The sequence below is a fragment of the Foetidibacter luteolus genome (assembly GCF_009650435.1).
Lineage (GTDB): Bacteria > Bacteroidota > Bacteroidia > Chitinophagales > Chitinophagaceae > Foetidibacter > Foetidibacter luteolus.
In genome coordinates this window covers 102,565-122,040 of the sequence record NZ_VVIP01000067.1, presented here as the reverse complement: position 1 = coordinate 122,040, position 19,476 = coordinate 102,565, and the positions used below count along the sequence as shown (strand labels likewise).

The window sequence follows — 19,476 nt, the reverse complement described above, 5'->3', positions numbered from 1 at the left end:
CTGTAAACTCGTGCCCCGAATTATTTCATCATGCAACAGGTAGTACAGGCAATTGAAGGGTTGTTTAAATCGTTTAATAACACAGGCGCAGACAGGATTGAGAAGCTGCCGCAAAGCGGCAGCGACAGAACCTATTTTCGCATATACAGCAATAATGAAACTTATATTGGCACGCATAACCTTAACGTAAAGGAGAACAACACGTTTATCAATTTCAGCCGGCATTTTAAAGAAAAAGGCCTGCATGTGCCCGATATATACGCCGTGAACAATGACGGAGAAGTGTACCTGCAGGAAGACCTTGGTACAGTATCTCTGCTGAACAAACTTGAAGAACACGGGCATGGCGACTACGTGTATGGCCTTTTTAAGAAAAGCCTGCAGCAACTGGCACGCATACAAATACTCGGCCATAGCGGGCTGGATTATAACTGGTGCCTTACCGCCAAAGAGTTCGGCAAACAGGCCATTATGAGCGACCTGCTCTATTTTAAATATTACTTCCTGGATACTTTGCGCATGCCTTACGACAAGCAGGCCATGCTGGATGACTTTGAAGCACTGAGTACTTACCTTACCCGTACAGATTACAAATACTTTATGTTTCGCGACTTCCAGAGCCGTAACATAATTGTAAGCAATGATGAAGTTTATTTTATAGACTACCAGGGCGGAATGCAGGGTGCTTTACAATATGATGTGGCCAGCCTTTTATGGCAGGCTAAAGCGGAATTAAGTGACGAATGGAAAAATACGCTTCTGGATTATTACATAACAGAAGTGGAAAAACTGCTGAACCAGCCTGTTGACAGGAATATTTTTACCAGCCAATACAACGGCTATGTACTGATACGTTTATTGCAGGTTTTGGGGGCTTACGGTTTCAGGGGATTGTTTGAGCGAAAGGCGCATTTTTTGGCAAGCATACCGCTGGCCCTGCGCAACATGAAACAATTTCTAGAAAACAACCGCCCGGGTTTGGCGTTGCCGGAATTTGACCGCATGCTGAAAATTGTGGTAAGCGATGAAATTATACAACGTTTTGAACCGGTACAGGCCAATGAACATACGCCACTCACTGTTACCATCAACAGTTTCTCTTACAAAAGGGCATTGCCTGAGGATGCATCCGGCAATGGCGGCGGCTTTATGTTTGATTGCCGTGGCATTCTTAACCCCGGAAGGTTTGATGAATACAAAAAGCTTTCTGGCAAAGACAAGCCCGTGATAGATTTCCTGGAGCAGCGCACCCGCATGAATGACTTTTTAAACAGTGTGTTTGACCTGGTGGATATATCCGTAGAAGACTACCTGCAGCGCGGCTTTGACAGCCTTACCATCAACTTTGGCTGCACGGGTGGCCAGCACCGCAGCGTATATGCCGCTGAGCAAACCGCCCGGCATTTAAGAAACAAGTACAAGGTAAAAGTGGCGCTTAGCCATAACAACCAGCTAAACTGGGTAAAATAAACCGCTAACTTATTAATGCAGATGGTTAAAAAAGCAATGATACTGGCAGCGGGCCTGGGCAGCCGGCTTAAACCGTGGACGGACAATCACCCCAAAGCCCTGGCTATTGTAAATGGCAAAAGCCTGCTGCAAAGAAATGTTGAATACCTGCAACAGTACGGCATTACAGATATTATTGTAAACGTTCACCATTTTGCTGAACAGGTTATTGATGCCATTACCATAAGTAAAGGCTGGGGCAGCCGCATAACCATCAGCGACGAAACCGATGAAGTGCTGGAAACAGGCGGCGGGCTTAAAAAAGCTGCCTGGTTTTTTGAGGGGCCACAAAACTTTGTGCTGATGAATGCTGACGTGCTTACCGACCTTAACCTTGGGCAAATGGCAGAGCGGCATGTACAATGCGGAGCGCTGGCTACGCTGGCTGTGAGCGACAGGGAAACATCACGCTATTTTTTGTTTGATGAGCAGGGAAGGTTAAGCGGCTGGCGTAACGTAAAGAAAGGTGAGGAAAAACCAAACCCTCTTCCGCCTGGCCAACTTGAACAAAAGGCTTTTAGTGGCCTGCATGTGCTAAGCAGCAATATCTTTAGCTTAATACAGCGCAGCGGTAAGTTTTCTATGGTGGATGTTTATCTTGACATCTGCGCCAGTCAAAACATTCAATGCTTTGACCATTCTGCAAGTAAGTTTATTGATGTAGGTAAACCGGAAAGTATAGCGAAAGCAGAGGCTTTGTTTAAGTGAGGGAGAATGGTTAACATATCCCGCTACGGTTTATATGTTTCTGCCACCATAGGTGCCAGAAACATTATGCTACACAAAAAGTCAAACCCCCCGCCACCAAAAAATCTTATTGTTTTTTATAAACGGCATGCTGTATAATGCCTTGTTCTGTACCTTCCCAAAAACAAGATACATGAGACGAACCTTTTTTTGCCTGCTGTTGCTGGCAGGCATTACTGTTACGGCACAAACCAACGCTACCTATTTTCTTTCGCAACCGGCGCTTACGCCCGATGGGCAAACCGTTATTTTTAGTTTTGAAGGCGATTTGTGGAAAGCCGCTGTAGCCGATGGTATAGCTACACGTATTACGGCCATGCAGGGTTATGAAACCAATGCCAAAGTGTCGCCGGATGGCAAATGGATAGCTTTTACCGGCAGGCAGTATGGTAATGCCGATGTGTTTATAATGCCGGTTAACGGCGGTGAGATAAAACAACTTACCTACTATGGTGGTACGGATGATGTAACCTCATGGAGCTGGGATTCAAAATATATCTACTTTAACAGCGGCCGCATGGGCCAGTCATCTACTTACAAGGTAAGCCTGCAGGGTGAAACCGCGCAACGGGTATTTGGCGACTATTTTTTCCTGTACGACCATAATGTAGTTGAACACCCCAAAACAGGAGAACTGTTTTTTAACGACACCTGGGAAAGCAGCAACCAGGCCCAGCGCAAACGGTACAAAGGGGCTTTTAACCCAGACATACAATCCTACAATATTGCCGCTAAGCAATACAAACGCTACACCGACTGGCAGGGCAAAGATTTTGGGGCCAGCATAGACAAAAACGGTAATATATATTTCATGTCTGATGAAGCCAATGGCGAGTACAACCTGTACACTTTTAAAGCTGATAAAAAAACACAGTTAACAAAATTCACGTCGTCCATTAAAAACCCGTTTGTTAATGCGGATGGCGGCAAAGTGGTTTTTGAAAAAGACTACCAGCTATGGCTGTATGATGTGGCTGCCGGCAAGGCAGATAAACTTAACATAGCCATAGCCCGCAACAGTGTGCTTGATAAAGAAAAAGATTTTGATGTTAAGGAAAACATCAGCGCTTTTGATGTATCTCCGGATGGTAAAAAGCTGGCCTTTAGCAGCCGGGGAGAATTGTTTGTAAGCGATATAGAAGGAAAATTTATTGAGCAGTTGCAACGCGGCAATGCGGAGCGTGTAAAAGAAGTAAAATGGCTTAGCGATAATAAAACCCTGCTTTTTAGCGCAACCACCCAGGGCTATGAAAACTGGTTTACCATAAACGCCAATGGCTCCGGTAATATGAAGCAGGTAACCTTTGATAAAAAAAGCAACCGCTCCATAGTGTTCAATAGTAAAAGAACGCAGGGCGTTTATTACAGCGGCAGGGATGAAGTGCGTATGATAGACTTAAAAACACTGCAAAGCAAAACACTGGTTAAAGATGAGCTTTGGGGCCTGTACAATGCAGCGCCTTCTTTCTCCCCCAACGATGAGTATATAATGTTTACGGCTTACCGCAATTTTGAGCAGGATATTATTCTCTTCAACACCAAAACCAATAAAACACTTAACCTTACCAATACCGCCATTACAGAAACCTCGCCTTTGTGGGGGCCTGATGGAAAGTATATTTATTTCATGTCTTCAAGGTTAAAGCCGTCTTACCCAACGGGCATGCAGGAGCCCCGCATTTACAGGGTGGCCTTGCAAAAGTTTGATGAACCTTACCGTATTGATAAGTTTAATGAACTGTTTAAAGAAGAAAAAAAGGATACGGCTAAGGATGACAGCGCTAAGAAAAAAGATGAAAATAAAAAGAAAGACAGTGATGCTAAAAAAGATACAGCCGCGGCCCCGCTGGTGATAGATGCGGAAAAGATTATGGAACGGCTGGAGCATATAGGCCCTTCGTTTGGCTCGCAAAACCTTATTGCCGTTGTGCAGAAAGATGATAAAACAACTGTGCTGTACGAAAGCGACCATGCCGAAGGCAGGGGCGCCTTGTACAAAACCGTGCTGGAGCCTTTCGAGGAAACCAAAACAGAAAAAATAACCGGCACCGAGGGCGGCGATTTTGTTGAAAACGACGGCAAGTATTTTATCCTTTCCAATGGGGCGGTTAAAAAGCTTAACCTGGATGGCAACAAAGCCGATGCTATAAACATCAGCTACACCTTCCGCCGCAATCTTTCGGGAGAATTTGGGCAAATGTTTTACGAAGCCTGGGCGCAACTGGAAGAGAATTATTACGATGAAAAGTTTCATGGTATTGACTGGAATAAAACCCGTGCTTACTATGAGCAGTTTCTTCCTTACCTCAATAACCGTAACGACCTTCGTGTGGTGCTTAACGATATGCTGGGCGAGCTTAACTCTTCTCACCAGGGTTTTTATTCCTATGGCAGCGATGAAAACATATCCCTTACCAGCAGCACCATGGAAACAGGCATCATCTTCGATAATGCCAACCCTTATAAAGTAAAGTACGTAGTAGCACAATCACCTGCGGATAACAAGGATGTAACCATACAACCCGGCGATGTGTTGGTTAAAGTGGGCAATACTACTGTAAACCCGCAAAAAGACCGCTATGTGTACTTTACCCGCCCCTCACTTGACAAAGAGTTGCTGCTAACATTTAAAAGGGGCGAAAAAGAGATTGTTGTTAAAGTACACCCGCAGTATTCACTTTACGGTAACCTGTACGATGAATGGATTGAAAAGAACAGGAAAACCATATCAGAAAAAAGCAACAACCGCATTGCCTACGGTTATATGAAAAATATGGGCCAGGGCGAGCTTGAAACCTTCCTGGTTGACATGACCAAACAGCTTACCCATACCGATGCGCTGATACTGGACCTGCGCTATAACACCGGCGGCAACGTGCATGATGAAGTGCTGCGTTTCCTCTCTCAGCGCTCTTACCTGCAGTGGAAGTACCGCGAAGGACAGTTAACAAAACAGTCCAACTTTGCCCCGGCCGATAAGCCAATTATACTGCTTATTAATGAGCAATCCCTTAGCGATGCTGAAATGACGGCACAAGGTTTTAAAGCCTTAAAACTGGGCAAAATTGTAGGCAACGAAACCTACCGCTGGATAATATTCACCACCGGCGCCGGATTGGTGGATGGTTCTTTTGTACGCATACCCGCCTGGGGCTGCTACTCCCTGGATGGCAAAGACCTTGAAATTACCGGCGTATCCCCCGATATAAAAGTGGTGAATACTTTTGAAGATAAACTTAACGGAAGAGACCCGCAGTTAGACACCGCTATCAGCGAAATAATGAAGCAACTGAAGTAACACTTAAGGTTGTCAGCCTGAGCCTGTCGAAGGCGGATAAACTTCATTTAATGTTGAGTAGCAGCCGCGGAAGCACGGAGCGTATTTTCTGTGCCTCCGTGGCTTTTTTTAAAGTTCAGGGCGCCTGCCGAAGGCACCGGGCTTTCCGCTCATACTCCGGCACAAAGCCATTGCACAAAGCCTCACCGGGGTATCCGCTTCAATCCCTGGCGCAATGTGTAACAGCATAACTAAATAGGGCGCTGTCGCGGTGCCAAAGCGGCAAACATTGTTTTTAAGATTCAGTAGAATAGGCGCATCATATAACCTGTGTTCCTGCGGAACACTTTGTAGGTAGAACAATTACAGGTTGTTGCCCGCGTTCCAGGGGAACGCTTTGTGCCTGTATCTGCGGGGGTGGGCACAAAATGTTCCCCAGAAACATAACAGAACTCGGATGGCTATTTTACCCACAATATGTTCCCCTGAAACATAAATAAATCTTTACGCTTATTCTGGCTAATCAGCAATGTTTTTATCAGCATGTTTCTCCAGGCATTTGCTTCGTTTTATTTTTGCGTATGATGCCGCATCAAATATTAGCCGGGCTGCTTAAGAAAAACCAGCCATCTTATCATCCTGTCATTCCTTTTAATCCAGCCGTTGATAAGCTGTTGCTGATGAACTTTACTGCCACCAATAAAAATCTTACAGACGATATTTTAAACAACCTGCCCCTCTTCAGCAACTACATCAGCCAAACGTTGCAGGAAGCCGGGGCGGTATATGGCATTGGCGGCTACAATGAGCACCGCACTATTTACAAGCGCAGCGCACTTTTTAATGCATTGCAACATTCCGCCAGCGGAGAAAGCCAGGACCGTCGCCTGCACCTGGGCATTGATATATGGGGTAATGCTGGCACACCTGTTTTTACCCCGCTTGGTGGCATGGTACACAGCTTTGCATTCAACAACAACCATGGAGATTACGGCGCCACTATTATACTGCTGCACCAGGTGGAAGGCATTTCTTTTTACAGCCTTTACGGGCATTTATCCCTTAACGATTTGCAGGGCCTTAATGCAGGGCAGTATATCAGCCGCGGCATGCAGGTCGGGCGGTTTGGCCTGCCGGACGAAAACGGCCAATGGCCGCCGCACCTTCACTTTCAGTTAATCATTGACATGGAAATGAAGGAAGGCGACTACCCAGGCGTTTGCGCTGTAGAAGAAAGGGAAAAATACCTGGCCAACTGCCCCAATCCTGATTTGGTTTTGGGTATGATGCAGTATGCGGGTAAGGCTTAAACAAGCATTTGCTATCCATTCGTTTCCTGGCCACAGGTTCAACCCTTATAGGGCTGCGTTGTTCTATCGCTGGTAACCCCGGTTTGCAATCGGGGCTATTGTAACTAAAGCCACCAAGGTTTTTTACAGGGGGTACAGGATAGAGTTATGCAATAGCCCGAAGGGCTAAATGTGAATAGCCCCGGATTAAAATCCGGGGTTGGCTTAATGATAGAATACCCAACCCCGAAGGGGTTGAACAATGCTGTTGTATATAAAATATCCTGTTTGCGGCTTAATAGAATAAGGGTGTTGTTCCGCAGCAGCATTTTGCACCCATGCCGCAACTACAAACACAAAGCGTTCCCCCGTTGCGTAATGTGCTTATTTTATTTAATTCAAAATCAAATAATCAGCAGGTAATATTTGCCGGGTTATAATCATAACCAGTTTCTTATTATTTTAGTGCGCTCATTTTAACTAAAAACAACAGTTATGTCACACCACGAGTACGATACAACAGATACAAAAAAATTTACGCTTACCGCATTCCTGGCGTTTGTTACAGTGTTCTTCCTGCTGATGATTATGATGAACTGCAAGGGCGAGTTTGTGCCTGGTGGTCATGGTGCTGCTGGTGGCCATCATGAAGAAGCAATGGAACACGAAGCTCATGGTGAAGCGCATGCCGCTGTTGAAGAGCATAAACCTGAATCAATAAAAGTAAAGCTGCCCGATGGTACTGAACTTAATGCCAATAAAGGCGGCATAGAAGATAAGCTCGTTGCTTTTTTAAACGATCATGCCGCACAGGCCGGGAAAGATGCCTGGTTTGATTTTGACCACCTGAACTTTGAAACCAACAGCAGCACTTTAACCGGCGACAGCCATGCACAGGTGCAGAACATAGCCGCTATTTTAAAGGCCTACCCCAAACTGAAAATAAAAATTGGCGGTTATACAGACAAAACCGGCGACAGCACTGCCAACATGAAGCTTTCGCAAGGCCGTGCCGATGCGGTGCTGGCAGCCCTTAAATCTCATGAAGCCAATGCCGCCCAGTTGGTTGGCGCGGAAGGTTATGGTTCCCAGTTTGCCAAAGCCGCTGCTGATGCCCCGGATGCTGAAAAACAAAAAGACAGGAGGATTTCTGTGCAGGTAAGGGAGAAGTAAAAAAAGTCATGGGGGGTCATAGGGTCACGGAGTCACAAAAGTCATAGAGTCATAAAAGTCATAGAGTCATAAAGTCATAGAGTCATAAAGGGGTGGCTTTCCTTCCGGAAAGCCACCCCTTTACTTTTCACATAGTTTGATGCTGTTACAACAGGGCGGAGGCTATAGCTTCCCATTCTTCCTGCAAGCTTGTTGATGGCCTTGTCTTACCGGCACGGCGATACCAGTAATCGGCGTTCCAGGTGTCTCCTTCTTTGCGGTGCAGGTAAGCATGCACCCAGCAGGCGGTTTTATCTTCCAGGGAGTCTACAAGGCTATGGGCCTTATCCCAATCCCCCTTGCCATCGTACCAAAGAGACTGAAGATAAACAGATACACCGGCGGGTGGTGTAGCCTGTGTGAGCGATTCTTTATAACCGGTTATGTTTTTCATGTGTGCAATTTATTAAATAATACACGGCGCTATACATGATGACGTTAAGAAGCAACAGAGAATAAGGAATGCTGGCAATGATAGCTACAGGATGTTTGGTGTAAGAAAGTTGCAGGCCGCGCAATGCTATTGTACCAGCATTAAACAAGCCTGCGAAAAAGTAGCAGGTCGCACCTGCGGGTGAGGGATTGAAGCGGCTACCCCGCTGAAGATTTGTGTGCAGGCTTTTGTGGCGGAGTAATAGCGGAAAGCCCGACCCCTTGCGATAGCTTGGGGGCACCCCCAATATCTCCGGTTTATACTGTTTTCATTTGATCGCTGCCCATAGCCAGCGTATACGATATTAAATTTCTACATGTCAGGCATCTCCATTTAACTTTCCCCTATATTCGGAAAATAAAACCTTAATACCTTGCAGTTATTAGAAGAACAGGTACTTAATCTGGCGCCAGATGAAAGCAGTAAAAAAGCCGGTAAAGAACTTTCCTCGCCATCCAAATGGGTAAGTAAAGGCATTAGCGATAAAGCCCTTTGGGGCGAATGCCAGGGTAGCGGCAGCAAACCATACCAAACCCAGGTAGATATTGTAAACCTCGCTTTTAAATGCAGTTGCCCCAGCAGAAAATTTCCCTGCAAGCACGGGCTGGGCTTATTGTTGCAATACAGCCGCAATACACAAAGTTTTGCACTAACCGAAGAACCTGCATGGGTACAGGAATGGATTAGTAAACGGGCAGACAAAGAAGAAAAAAAAGCGGAGAAGGCGGATAAATCTGTGGATACGGCCGCACAGGCAAAACGGTTAAAAGCCAGGGAAGAAAATGTGTTGGCAGGCATAGAAGAACTGCTGCTTTGGATAAAGGATATTGTACGCAACGGCATATTGGACATACCGGGTAAAGATGCCGGTTTCTTTAACTCTGTTAGCAAACGCATGATAGATGCGCAGGCGCCTGGCCTGGCCGGCATGGTGAAAAGCCTTGGTGCTGTAAATTTTTTTGCCGAGGGCTGGCAAAGTATTTTTCTTGATCAGTTGGTGCGTATATACCTCGTTGCTATTGGTTTCAGGAACAGGGATATGCAATCCCCTCTACTGCAGGAAGATCTCAAAACATTTATAGGGTTCACCCAAAGCCAGGAAGAGTTAAAAGAACAACCGGGCATTGACGATTACTGGCTGGTAATAGGCAAACAGGTTGCTGAAGAAGAAAGCCTAACCACAGAGCGCAACTGGCTTTATGGGGCCAAATCCAAACAGTATGCTTTGGTGCTCCAGTTTAGTGTGCGTGGGCAGGGCATTACCTTCTCCCTTACCACCGGCATGTGGATACAGGCAGAGCTTGTATTTTATGCTTCCGTGCACCCGTTAAGGGCCATTATTAAGAAGCAGGTAAGTACAAAGACCCCTGGTACGTTAGAGGCATTAACCGGCTGGCAGCAGGTGGCTGCTAATGAAACGGCTGTATTCTCACAATTGCCTTTTGCGGGTGAGCGTGTTTTTATAATGGAAAAAATAAAACCCGTTTATTATAACCAGCAATGGTGGCTGGCAGACGCAGATAACAGGCTGGTACGCCTGAAAGAAGGTTATGCAGGTATTTACACATTACTTTCTTTAAGCGGCGGTGATGCGTTGAACATGGCTGTACTTGGTAAAGAGAATGTGTATGAACCGCTGGGCATCTGGCAGGGTAATGATTATATCAGCGTTAATTAATGAATTGAATTACGGTTTGTACTTATGGAATACTGGGACGATATTATAAAAACCGCCATGCTGGGTACTGAGAAAAAGTCTTCAGTGCCCGAACCTTTTAATGAGGATTTGAATGTGGCGGCAGCAGCAATTAGCCAGAATGCAGGCATTGACAGGGAAGAACGGTTTCTGCAAACCGCGGCACTTGTACTTAACTACAGGCAGTGCGGGGCCACGGCTATGCAACAACAAGAAGTTACTTTACCCGTTGCGGAAAAGGAAGAAAAAACTTATTGCAGTACCACTGCTTTACAGTTGTTAAAAGATATTCTGCAGCAGGAAAGTAACAGCCTGCTGTACTTATGGCTTAACCGCTGTAATGAAAAAGGCCTGCTGGTAACGCCAAGGCTCGTACCTCCGCTTCTTCAAAAGGCAGAACAACAAAAAAATCTGCGTGAATTAATAGTACAATGCTGCGGCAAAAGAGGGGAATGGCTTGCCCGCTTTAACCCGGCCTGGAATTTTGCAAGCACCTTAAATGATGAAGAGCTTTGGCAAACAGGCACACCGGAACAAAGGAGGCAGGTATTGCAACGCATTAAAATTACGGATGCGGTGAAGGCTGGCGAATGGTTGCGGCAAACATGGCCACAGGAAAACGCAGCAGGAAAACTTGAACTGCTAAAAGCCTTTGCGGTTAATCTTACTTCCCAGGATGTTGAATGGCTTGAAAGCCTTTTAACCGAAAAAAGCCAGCGAATTAAAGAAGAAGCACTAAACCAGCTTAAACAAATTCCTTCTTCAGGTATTGTTCAGCAATACCAGCAGGTGTTACAACAAGCCGTAGTACTAAAAAAAGAAAAGGCGTTACTGGGGCTTTCGTCAAAATTAGTTTTGCAAATTCAACTGCCTGCCGCCGTTGATGAAACCATTTTTACCTCAGGCATAGAAAAGCTTAGCAGCCAGTCAAAAATTACGGATGAACAGCATATTCTTCAGCAACTCATCAGCCATGTTCCGCCAGATTTTTGGGAAGCCCATTTTAATGAGCCACCAACCCAGGTATTGCAAATTTTTGAAAAAGAAAAAGCAACCGCCTTCTATGTGCCGGCCATAGCTGCGGCAACGGCTAATTTTAAAAATAAAAACTGGGCTGCTCTTATAGCTGATACCGGCAGCGCTTATTATCCGGAGTTGCTGCCTTTATTGGATGCACCCCTGAGAGATAAGTACCTCTTAAAACATTTTGAGAAGGAGGCAGCAGAAGCGGTAACTTTTCTTTCCGGCACGCAGCAGGAATGGAGCCTTGATATTACAAGGGCGTTGTTGCAATACACAGCCAAAAACACCTACCAATATAACCGTTCATTCTACAAAGAACATATTCACCTGCTGCCCACGCAAATAGGCGGCGAATTACAACAGTTTGCACCAAAGGAAGAATACCTTCTCAACTTATGGAATAACATCAGCGAATACATACATAAACTGCTTTACCTGAAATACCAGGCAGGGCAGGTATTTTAAACAATCTTAAATCACAGATATGTCAACCATTTTACGCAGTCATGCCGAACAGCTCTATCAACAGGAGCTGGACGAATTAAAGAAACAGGACAACGATAAAAAGCCAGCCAACTGGAAGCTTTCCCCTCAATCCGTTGTGCTGTACCTGGTGGGAGGAAAGCTGAAAAACGGGTTTGAAATTTCCCCTAAATATATCGGCGCTAAAAGGCTGATGGAAATTGCCGTGGCCACGCTTACTACAGATCGGGCATTGCTTTTGTATGGCCTGCCCGGCACTGCCAAAAGCTGGGTAAGCGAGCACCTGTCAGCGGCCATCAGCGGCGACAGTACGATGATCATCCAGGGTACTGCGGGAACAAGTGAAGAAGCCATACGCTATGGCTGGAATTATGCCAAACTGCTGGCTGAAGGCCCCAGTGAAAAAGCATTGGTAGAAACACCGGTAATGCGCGGTATGAAGGAAGGCAAGATCGTTCGTATAGAAGAGCTTACCAGGATTGGGGCCGATGTGCAGGATACGCTGATCACCATTTTGTCGGAGAAGGCGTTGCCGGTGCCCGAGCTGAACATAGAAGTGCAGGCCGTTAGGGGCTTCAATATAATTGCTACTGCCAATAACCGCGACAAAGGTGTAAATGAGTTATCCAGCGCATTAAAGCGCCGTTTCAATACGGTTATTTTACCCGTGCCGGATAGCATGGATGAAGAAATTGATATTGTAAAGCGCAGGGTGGAAAGTTTTGAAAAGGTGATGGAACTGCCTGCCGAGCCACCCGCCTTAAGCGAAATCCGCCGCATTGTTACCATCTTTCGCGAACTGCGGAGCGGCATTACGCTGGATGGTAAAACCAAGATCAAAATTCCGTCCGGTACCCTAAGCACAGCCGAAGCTATTTCGGTGGTTAACAATGGTCTTGCAATGGCTGGTTATTTTGGCGACGGGCAATTGAAGGCAGCCGACCTTGCCGCTGGTATCTTGGGCGCTGTAATAAAAGATCCCGTGCAGGATAGCATTGTTTGGAAAGAGTACCTGGAAACTGTGGTTAAACCCAGGGAAGACTGGAAAGATGTTTACAGGGCCTGCAGGGATTTGATGAATTAGTGAAGTGGGCAGCAAATTTTTTTGGTGGCCATCTTTGTTGCTGCTATGAGGCTTTACTTGTGTCACTCACTTGTACGTTCTGTCCGCTATTCAGCAGGCATTGCGCTTCGTATTAACGGCAAATTCAGGTTTCAGCTTTTTGCAACTTCCGGTCAGTCTTTATTAGAAATTTCAATGTACTAATCAACAATGGTTCATATACTGGGAATAAGGCACCACGGCCCTGGTTCTGCCGCCAATGTAAAGCGCTTCCTCGAAACGGTAAAGCCGGATATTGTATTGGTAGAAGGCCCCCCGGATGCAGATGGCATACTGCAATGGGCCGGGCATGCGGAAATAAAACCTCCTGTTGCCATACTTGCGTATCAGTCAGACAGAATAGAACAATCGTTATTCTATCCCTTTGCAGAATTTTCTCCGGAATGGCAGGCCGTACAATATGCACAGAAGAAAAAAGTGCATGTAAGGTTTATGGATTTGCCACTGGCGCATCATTTCGCGTTGGAGAATGAGGCTGCAAAAAACAAAAATGATGAGGGCACGGAATTACCTGCTAACGAAGAGCTCAATAATTCCGGCGATGGATTGCCGGGAGAAAATGAAGGGGAAGAAATTGTTGAACAAATAAAACGAAATCCTATTTCCTGGTTGTCTGAAGCTGCAGGATATGATGACCCGGAAAAATGGTGGGAACATACTTTTGAGCACCGCGTAAGTAATGAAGAAGTGTTTGAAGCCGTGCAGGAAGCAATGGCGGAATTGAGAAGTTGCCTGCCTGCCCGGAAAGACAGGCGGGAGCAACTCCGTGAAGCCTATATGCGGAAAATTATCAGGCAGGCGGAAAAAGAAATGTTTCAAAATATTGCAGTGATATGTGGCGCATGGCATGCGCCTGCATTAAGCAATATGCCCAAACAAAAAGACGATAACGAGCTGCTTAAAAACCTGCCTAAGGTAAAAGTAGATTGCACCTGGATACCCTGGACGTACAGCCGCCTTAGTTACTACAGCGGCTATGGCGCAGGCATTCATTCTCCGGGTTGGTATCACCACATCTGGCGCCATCCAAACGATGATGGTACAAGATGGATGGCAAAAGTGGCAAAGCTTTTTCGTGAAAGGCAGATGGACACTTCAGTTGCGCATGTGATAGAAGCTGTGCGGCTGGCAGGGGCGCTTGCTTCGCTGCGTAACCTTTCCAAAGCTGGCCTTGAAGAATTGAATGAAGCTACCTTGAGCGTGTTGTGTAACGGGGAACAGGTATTGATGCAACTGGTGCATGATGAATTGATCGTAAGCAACCGCATTGGAGAGGTACCTGTGGATATACCAAAGCCGCCACTGCAGGTAGATATTGAAAGGCAACAGAAAAAACTACGGCTGCCACCCACGGCGGACTGGAAAGACTACCTGTTGGATCTGCGAAAAGAAAATGACCTGGAGCGCAGTATTTTTTTGCATCGCCTGTTATTGTTAAACATATCCTGGGGTACTAAAAGCGAAGTGAGTGGTAAGGGAACTTTTAAAGAGCAGTGGCGCCTGCAGTGGGATCCGGCATTTACCATTACGATTATTGAAAAAGGCGCATTGGGAAATACGCTGGAAGAAGCCGCCAATTCATGGGCTATACAGCAATGCGAAAAAGAAACCTCGCTTAAACATATTGCCGGCCTTCTCGAGCAGGTAATACCCGCCGAACTATCACGGGCAGCCGCATCTATTGCGCAACGGATCAACAACATGGCCGCGCTTAGCAATGATATTATTGAAATGGTGGCAATTCTGCCGGGCCTGGTTGGTATCATGCGTTATGGCAACGTTAGAAAAACAGATGCGGAGATGGTTCGGGCTGTTGCCGAAAGCCTTATTACCAGGGTTTGCATCGGCCTGCCTGCCGCATGCTGTGGCATTGATGAAGACACTGCCGCTTCTCTTACGGAAGACTGCGTAAGCATCAATCAAAGCATTCAGTTGCTGCAGGAGCAGGAATATCTTACCGAGTGGCACAACTGCCTGCAGCAGGTAGCCTACCAAATACAGGCAACGGCATTAATGCGGGGGTTTGCGGCAAGGCAGTTGATGGATGCAAAGTGGCTGCAGGGCGATATTCTGTTCCAGCTTTTTTACAGCAGCATTAGCCGCTCCCTTCCGGTGGCTGAAACCGCCGCCTGGCTGGAGGGTTTTTTAAAAGGCAGCGGCACTGTGCTGTTACTTGACGATGATCTGTGGCAGATGGTAAACGGGTATGTGCAGCACCTGGAAGACGAAGCCTTTATGCAGGTATTGCCCCTGTTGAGAAGAACCTTCAGCAATTTTACACCGGCGGAAAAAAGGAAGATGGGAGAGAAAGTAAAAACAGGTGGAATTGCAAAAAAATCCCAGGTTATTTCTTCAGGTGATTTTGATAATGAACGGGCAAAAAAAGCTATCCCCGTCGTGATGTCTTTAATGGGATACAAACTTGATTGAGCAGCAACAGGCACATAGATTTTGCCAGGCAAAACAATAAATATGAATGATGAGCAACAGATAAGAAAGTGGCGCCTCATTTTAGGTGGTGACCAAAATGATGGTACCGGTTTTCCCCTTGGCCAACTGGATCTACAGGTTGATAATACGCTTTCCGCTTTGTACGACAGTGATCGGAGGGGAGGGCTGGGAGCTTCATCGCCCAATGTAAGCCGGTGGCTGGGCGATATCAGGACTTTTTTTCCCAACACGGTTGTACAGGTAATGCAGCAGGATGCGTTAAAGCGTTTGAACTTAACACAAATGCTTTTTGAAAAGGAAATGCTGGAAAATGTTGAGCCCGATGTACACCTCGTGGCAACCCTGATGACATTAAGCCGGGTAATTCCTGATAAAACAAAAGACACGGCAAGACAGGTGGTAAAAAAGGTAGTGGATGATCTGTTGCGTAAGCTGGCGCAGCCCATGCAACAGGCTGTTACCGGAAGCCTTAACCGCAGTACGAAAAACAGGCGGCCACGGCATAATGAAATAAACTGGCATAGTACCATTCTCAAAAACCTGAAGCATTACCAGCCGGAATATAAAACCATCATCCCGGAAACCAGGATTGGTTATGGCAGAAAAAGGTCTTCGCTGAAAGATGTTGTGCTGTGCATTGATCAAAGCGGCTCTATGGGAACGTCGGTAGTTTACAGCGGTATTTTTGGTTCTGTAATGGCCAGCCTGCCGGCTATTAAAACCAAAATGGTTGTTTTTGATACCGCCGTAGTTGACTTAACAGACGAACTGCAGGATCCGGTTGAATTGTTGTTTGGTGTTCAGTTAGGCGGCGGTACAGATATCAATGCAGCGCTAACTTACTGTGCACAAATTATTACAAGGCCGCTTGATACCGTACTTGTGCTGATAACCGATTTGTACGAGGGGGGATCTGTGGCGGGCATGAGAAAACGGGCAACAGAACTTACACAGGCTGGCGTACAGGTAATTGTATTACTGGCGCTTAACGATGACGGCGCACCCATGTACGACCATGGCAATGCACAATTCTTTTCAACGCTTGGTGTACCTGTTTTTGCATGCACACCCGATAAATTCCCAGACCTTATGGCTGCCGCCCTAACCAAACAGGACATTGCGATGTGGGCGGCAAAAGAAGATATAGTATTAAAAAAATAAAATAGCATGGCCTTTACGCTACAACAAATACAGGAAGCTTTTACCCGGGATCGAAACATCGCTTATGAAGAAACGTTTTTCGACAATTTTAAAAGCAGCATTAATTATGCAAATATTGTATCCTATCTAACGGGGCAAAGCACTGTTTTGCAGCCTTTTCAACAAGATGATAAGTTTGGTTATTCTTTTCCATTCATCAACTTATTGAAGGACATTGAATCGCCTTCGGCCAATGATCAATTGTTATTGAACATTTTTCACGATGCTACCTTCCGGCCCTATACCAACTATATCTACTTTCAATGGTTGCTGAGGTATATCCGTGACCATAAGGAGGATAAATTTTTTAAAACAGTACTGAAAGAATGCCATGCATCCGGGTTAAGTGATAGAAACGTTTTCGATTGGCTGATATCAGGATTCCACGTAAACAGCCAGGCTGAGTTTGAAGATTTCTTTTCCGGGAGTACCAGAGAGTTTTGCACTGACTATTTAAAGAGGGCCACCAAATTTTTCCAGCCAGCCAGCACACATTCTTACCTAACCGAAAATTGGTATCTAAGCTTTTTTTTATTGCTGGAGGAAGCCAGGCCGGAGTTTGCGGAAGAATACCTGCAGGATATCATTTATAGTGATGATCGTTTACTGCACTCATTTATTGAAGCCAATAAGGATAGCAAGCATCTGTTGTCATTACTTAACTTTTTACAAAACGGTAAACACGGCAATCGTAACGAGCTTTCGCTTAAATTCAAAACAGCCTCCTTAATCTACCAGTCAGATACGGAAAAGTATAAATTGCTCATCAGGGATATATCCGTACATTATCTAAACTACCTGCTTCTTCAGAAAACAAAAGATGCCTGGGAAAATGGCCTTCATTTGTCCTTAGAAAACAATGAACATCATTCCTATGTTCCTTATACTGCCGCAGCATTCCATTTTTTGTTCGTATTTGATAAGCCGTTAGCGGAACAGACCCTTCAGGCATTCCTTGAACAGGGTATTTACTTTGATAAAGCAACATTCCTGGTACTGTGGCTTCAATTGAAACAAAACGCACTTCCTTATTTTGAAACAGCGATAAAAAAAGATACCCTGCCGGGCGGTATAGAACAGTATCGTTATGCCATAGGTATCTTAACCGAAAATTTTGATGCTGGTACTTACCTGCCGCTTATATGGGGTTTGGTGAGCAACAAGTCGAAACCTCTTAAGCAACTCGTTGCAAAAATCATAGCAGAAAATGACAAAGAGGCTGAACAAAAAGCCGTTTTACTGCTTGGCAACAAAAGTGCGGATGCAAGGCAGACCGCTGCGTTGATTTTAAATAATCTTTCCACAGAAACGGCCATGCAGGCGATATTAAAAGTATTGCATGCAGAAGCCAATGACAATGCCCGTGATATACTGCTGCAAACTATTGAGGACAGGCTTCCTGCAGAAGTGGGAGAGGAATATGTGCATGAAATGGTTGAGGGTGCAAAAAACAGGGGAAAACTTGATAAGCCTCTGTACCCCTGGCTAAATGAAGAAGAGCTTCCCGGGCTTTATTATAAAACCGGCGGCAGTGCGGACGTATATACGTTGAGATTTCTGTTGTACCGTATGAGCCGTGTAAAGGAGATGCGTTCAGAAATTGAGGCACGCTATGTAATACGCCTGCTGGATAAGGACCGCTGTGCCCCCTTTGCCAATGCACTCATTAAGTTGTATACAGAACATGGCGCCAAACCGGAATTAAAATATCTTATGGCCCTTGCCGCCCTGCTGGGCAACGATGATGTGGTTGATAGAATACGCCTGACCATTAACCGTTGGATGGACGAAAACAGGTACAAGATGGCAGAATATGGTGTTGGCGCACTTGCATTGCACGGCAGCAATAAAGCCTTGCGCTGGGTGGAGTGGTATAGCCGCAAGTACAAAACAAAAAAGGCGAATGTTGGCGCAGCCGCTACGCTTGCGCTGGAAAACGCTGCTGAAGAACTTGGCATTACACCGCAGGAGCTTGGCGACAGGATTGTACCGGATTTTGGGTTTGACGGGTTATTTAAGCACTTTGCGGTGGATGGGGATGAGTACAGGGCATTTATAGACACCAATTTCAAGATTGCTTTTTTTAACGGGGATAATAAAAAGCTCAAAGCAATTCCCGCTGCTGTCGATACTTCTTTGAAAGAAGAATTTAAGGCAATCGGCAAAGAGATAAGGGATATTGTTAAATCACAATCGCCGAGGCTTGAATATTACCTGGTAATACAGCGTAAATGGACTTTTGAACAATGGCAGCAATTCTTTTTGCATAACCCTGTTATGTTTATTTATGCTACCCGGATTTTGTGGGGCATTTATGATGATGGCGGATTACTGCAAACATTTGTGTGCAATGAAGATACCAGCCTGATGAATGAAGAGAGTGAGGAAATTACTATTGACGATAACAGAATAATTGGCATTGTACACCCTTCGCAACTGGATGAAACTTTGCTGCAACAGTGGCAGCAGGTTTTTTATGATCTTTCTGTTGAACCTGTATTTCCCCAGTTAGAAAGAAAAATGCCATCAATGGACGATATCCAACCAGGTAAAAAGATCATTCGCAAATTTGATGGAAAGAAGAGAAAGGAAGGTTCTATCAGGGCTGTGCTCGAAAAAAACGGGTGGCATAAAGGGCCAACAGGCGATGGCGGTTACCTTGAATCTTTCAACTTGCTTTATTCGGAAAAGCAAATGGAAGCAGTACTTGAAGTTGAAGGCGTTGGGGCAGGCTATGGCTGGGGCGGAGAAGAGAAGACTGGCCGCCTCTATATTATTGACAAAAACAAAATTACCGGGCGCTGGTTTTCACCGCCATCAACAGATGATGATGACCGGCTTGTTGCATTGAAAGATGTGCCGCCCATTTTCTTGAATGAGGTACTGGCCGCTGTTGAATCAATAAAGGAGGCTGTTGAAGTTTAATGTAACAATCGCTTGATTGTGAAGCATTGAATGATTGAAGTAAAGGGGCTTTCGGGTGAGGGATTGAAACGGAAACCCCGGTGAGGCTTTGTGCAAGGCTTTTGTGCC

General features: G+C 45.6%; 12 protein-coding genes. 11 read left to right on the top strand and 1 reads right to left on the bottom strand.

Annotated features, from left to right (window positions below):
* The first annotated feature begins 30 nt into the window (after positions 1-30).
* The 5 genes from F0364_RS22450 to F0364_RS22430 all read left to right on the top strand — a co-directional run bounded on the left by F0364_RS22450 (position 31) and on the right by F0364_RS22430 (position 7,995).
* Positions 31-1,470 carry a RapZ C-terminal domain-containing protein gene (locus F0364_RS22450; RefSeq protein ID WP_153800061.1) on the top strand — a complete coding sequence of 480 codons (1,440 nt, stop codon included), beginning with the start codon at positions 31-33 and terminating at the stop codon, positions 1,468-1,470.
* A gap of 21 nt (positions 1,471-1,491) precedes the next feature.
* Positions 1,492-2,217, top strand: coding sequence for a nucleotidyltransferase family protein (locus tag F0364_RS22445; protein WP_153800060.1), 726 nt, complete (start codon positions 1,492-1,494; stop codon positions 2,215-2,217).
* A 172-nt stretch (positions 2,218-2,389) separates the two neighbouring features.
* On the top strand, positions 2,390-5,554 hold the full coding sequence (locus F0364_RS22440) for a S41 family peptidase (protein WP_153800059.1): 3,165 nt from the start codon (positions 2,390-2,392) through the stop codon (positions 5,552-5,554).
* A 560-nt stretch (positions 5,555-6,114) separates the two neighbouring features.
* Positions 6,115-6,843, top strand: a complete 729-nt coding sequence (locus tag F0364_RS22435) for a peptidoglycan DD-metalloendopeptidase family protein (protein WP_235921203.1) — start codon at positions 6,115-6,117, stop codon at positions 6,841-6,843.
* 474 nt (positions 6,844-7,317) lie between these two features.
* The gene (locus F0364_RS22430; protein WP_153800058.1) at positions 7,318-7,995 is read left to right on the top strand and encodes an OmpA family protein; all 678 of its coding nucleotides are present in this window, start codon (positions 7,318-7,320) and stop codon (positions 7,993-7,995) included.
* 145 nt (positions 7,996-8,140) lie between these two features.
* Here F0364_RS22430 and F0364_RS22425 read toward each other — a convergent pair whose 3' ends face one another.
* Entirely contained in the window at positions 8,141-8,428 is a 288-nt protein-coding gene (locus tag F0364_RS22425; RefSeq protein ID WP_153800057.1) for a hypothetical protein, read from the bottom strand.
* Positions 8,429-8,840: 412 nt separating this feature from the next.
* On the opposite strand from F0364_RS22425, the gene F0364_RS22420 reads away from it, so the two are divergent.
* The 6 genes from F0364_RS22420 (at position 8,841) to F0364_RS22395 (ending at position 19,368) form a co-directional block, all read left to right on the top strand.
* The gene (locus F0364_RS22420) at positions 8,841-10,145 is read left to right on the top strand and encodes an SWIM zinc finger family protein (protein ID WP_153800056.1); all 1,305 of its coding nucleotides are present in this window, start codon (positions 8,841-8,843) and stop codon (positions 10,143-10,145) included.
* Positions 10,146-10,169: 24 nt separating this feature from the next.
* Positions 10,170-11,651: a DUF5691 domain-containing protein gene (locus F0364_RS22415; protein WP_153800055.1), complete on the top strand. Its 1,482-nt coding sequence runs from the start codon at positions 10,170-10,172 to the stop codon at positions 11,649-11,651.
* A gap of 19 nt (positions 11,652-11,670) precedes the next feature.
* Positions 11,671-12,753: an ATP-binding protein gene (locus tag F0364_RS22410; RefSeq protein WP_153800054.1), complete on the top strand. Its 1,083-nt coding sequence runs from the start codon at positions 11,671-11,673 to the stop codon at positions 12,751-12,753.
* Positions 12,754-12,942: 189 nt separating this feature from the next.
* Positions 12,943-15,222: a DUF5682 family protein gene (locus F0364_RS22405; protein ID WP_153800053.1), complete on the top strand. Its 2,280-nt coding sequence runs from the start codon at positions 12,943-12,945 to the stop codon at positions 15,220-15,222.
* 42 nt (positions 15,223-15,264) lie between these two features.
* Positions 15,265-16,404: a VWA domain-containing protein gene (locus F0364_RS22400; protein ID WP_153800052.1), complete on the top strand. Its 1,140-nt coding sequence runs from the start codon at positions 15,265-15,267 to the stop codon at positions 16,402-16,404.
* Between the two features lie 6 nt (positions 16,405-16,410).
* On the top strand, positions 16,411-19,368 hold the full coding sequence (locus tag F0364_RS22395; protein ID WP_153800051.1) for a DUF4132 domain-containing protein: 2,958 nt from the start codon (positions 16,411-16,413) through the stop codon (positions 19,366-19,368).
* Positions 19,369-19,476 lie beyond the last annotated feature (108 nt).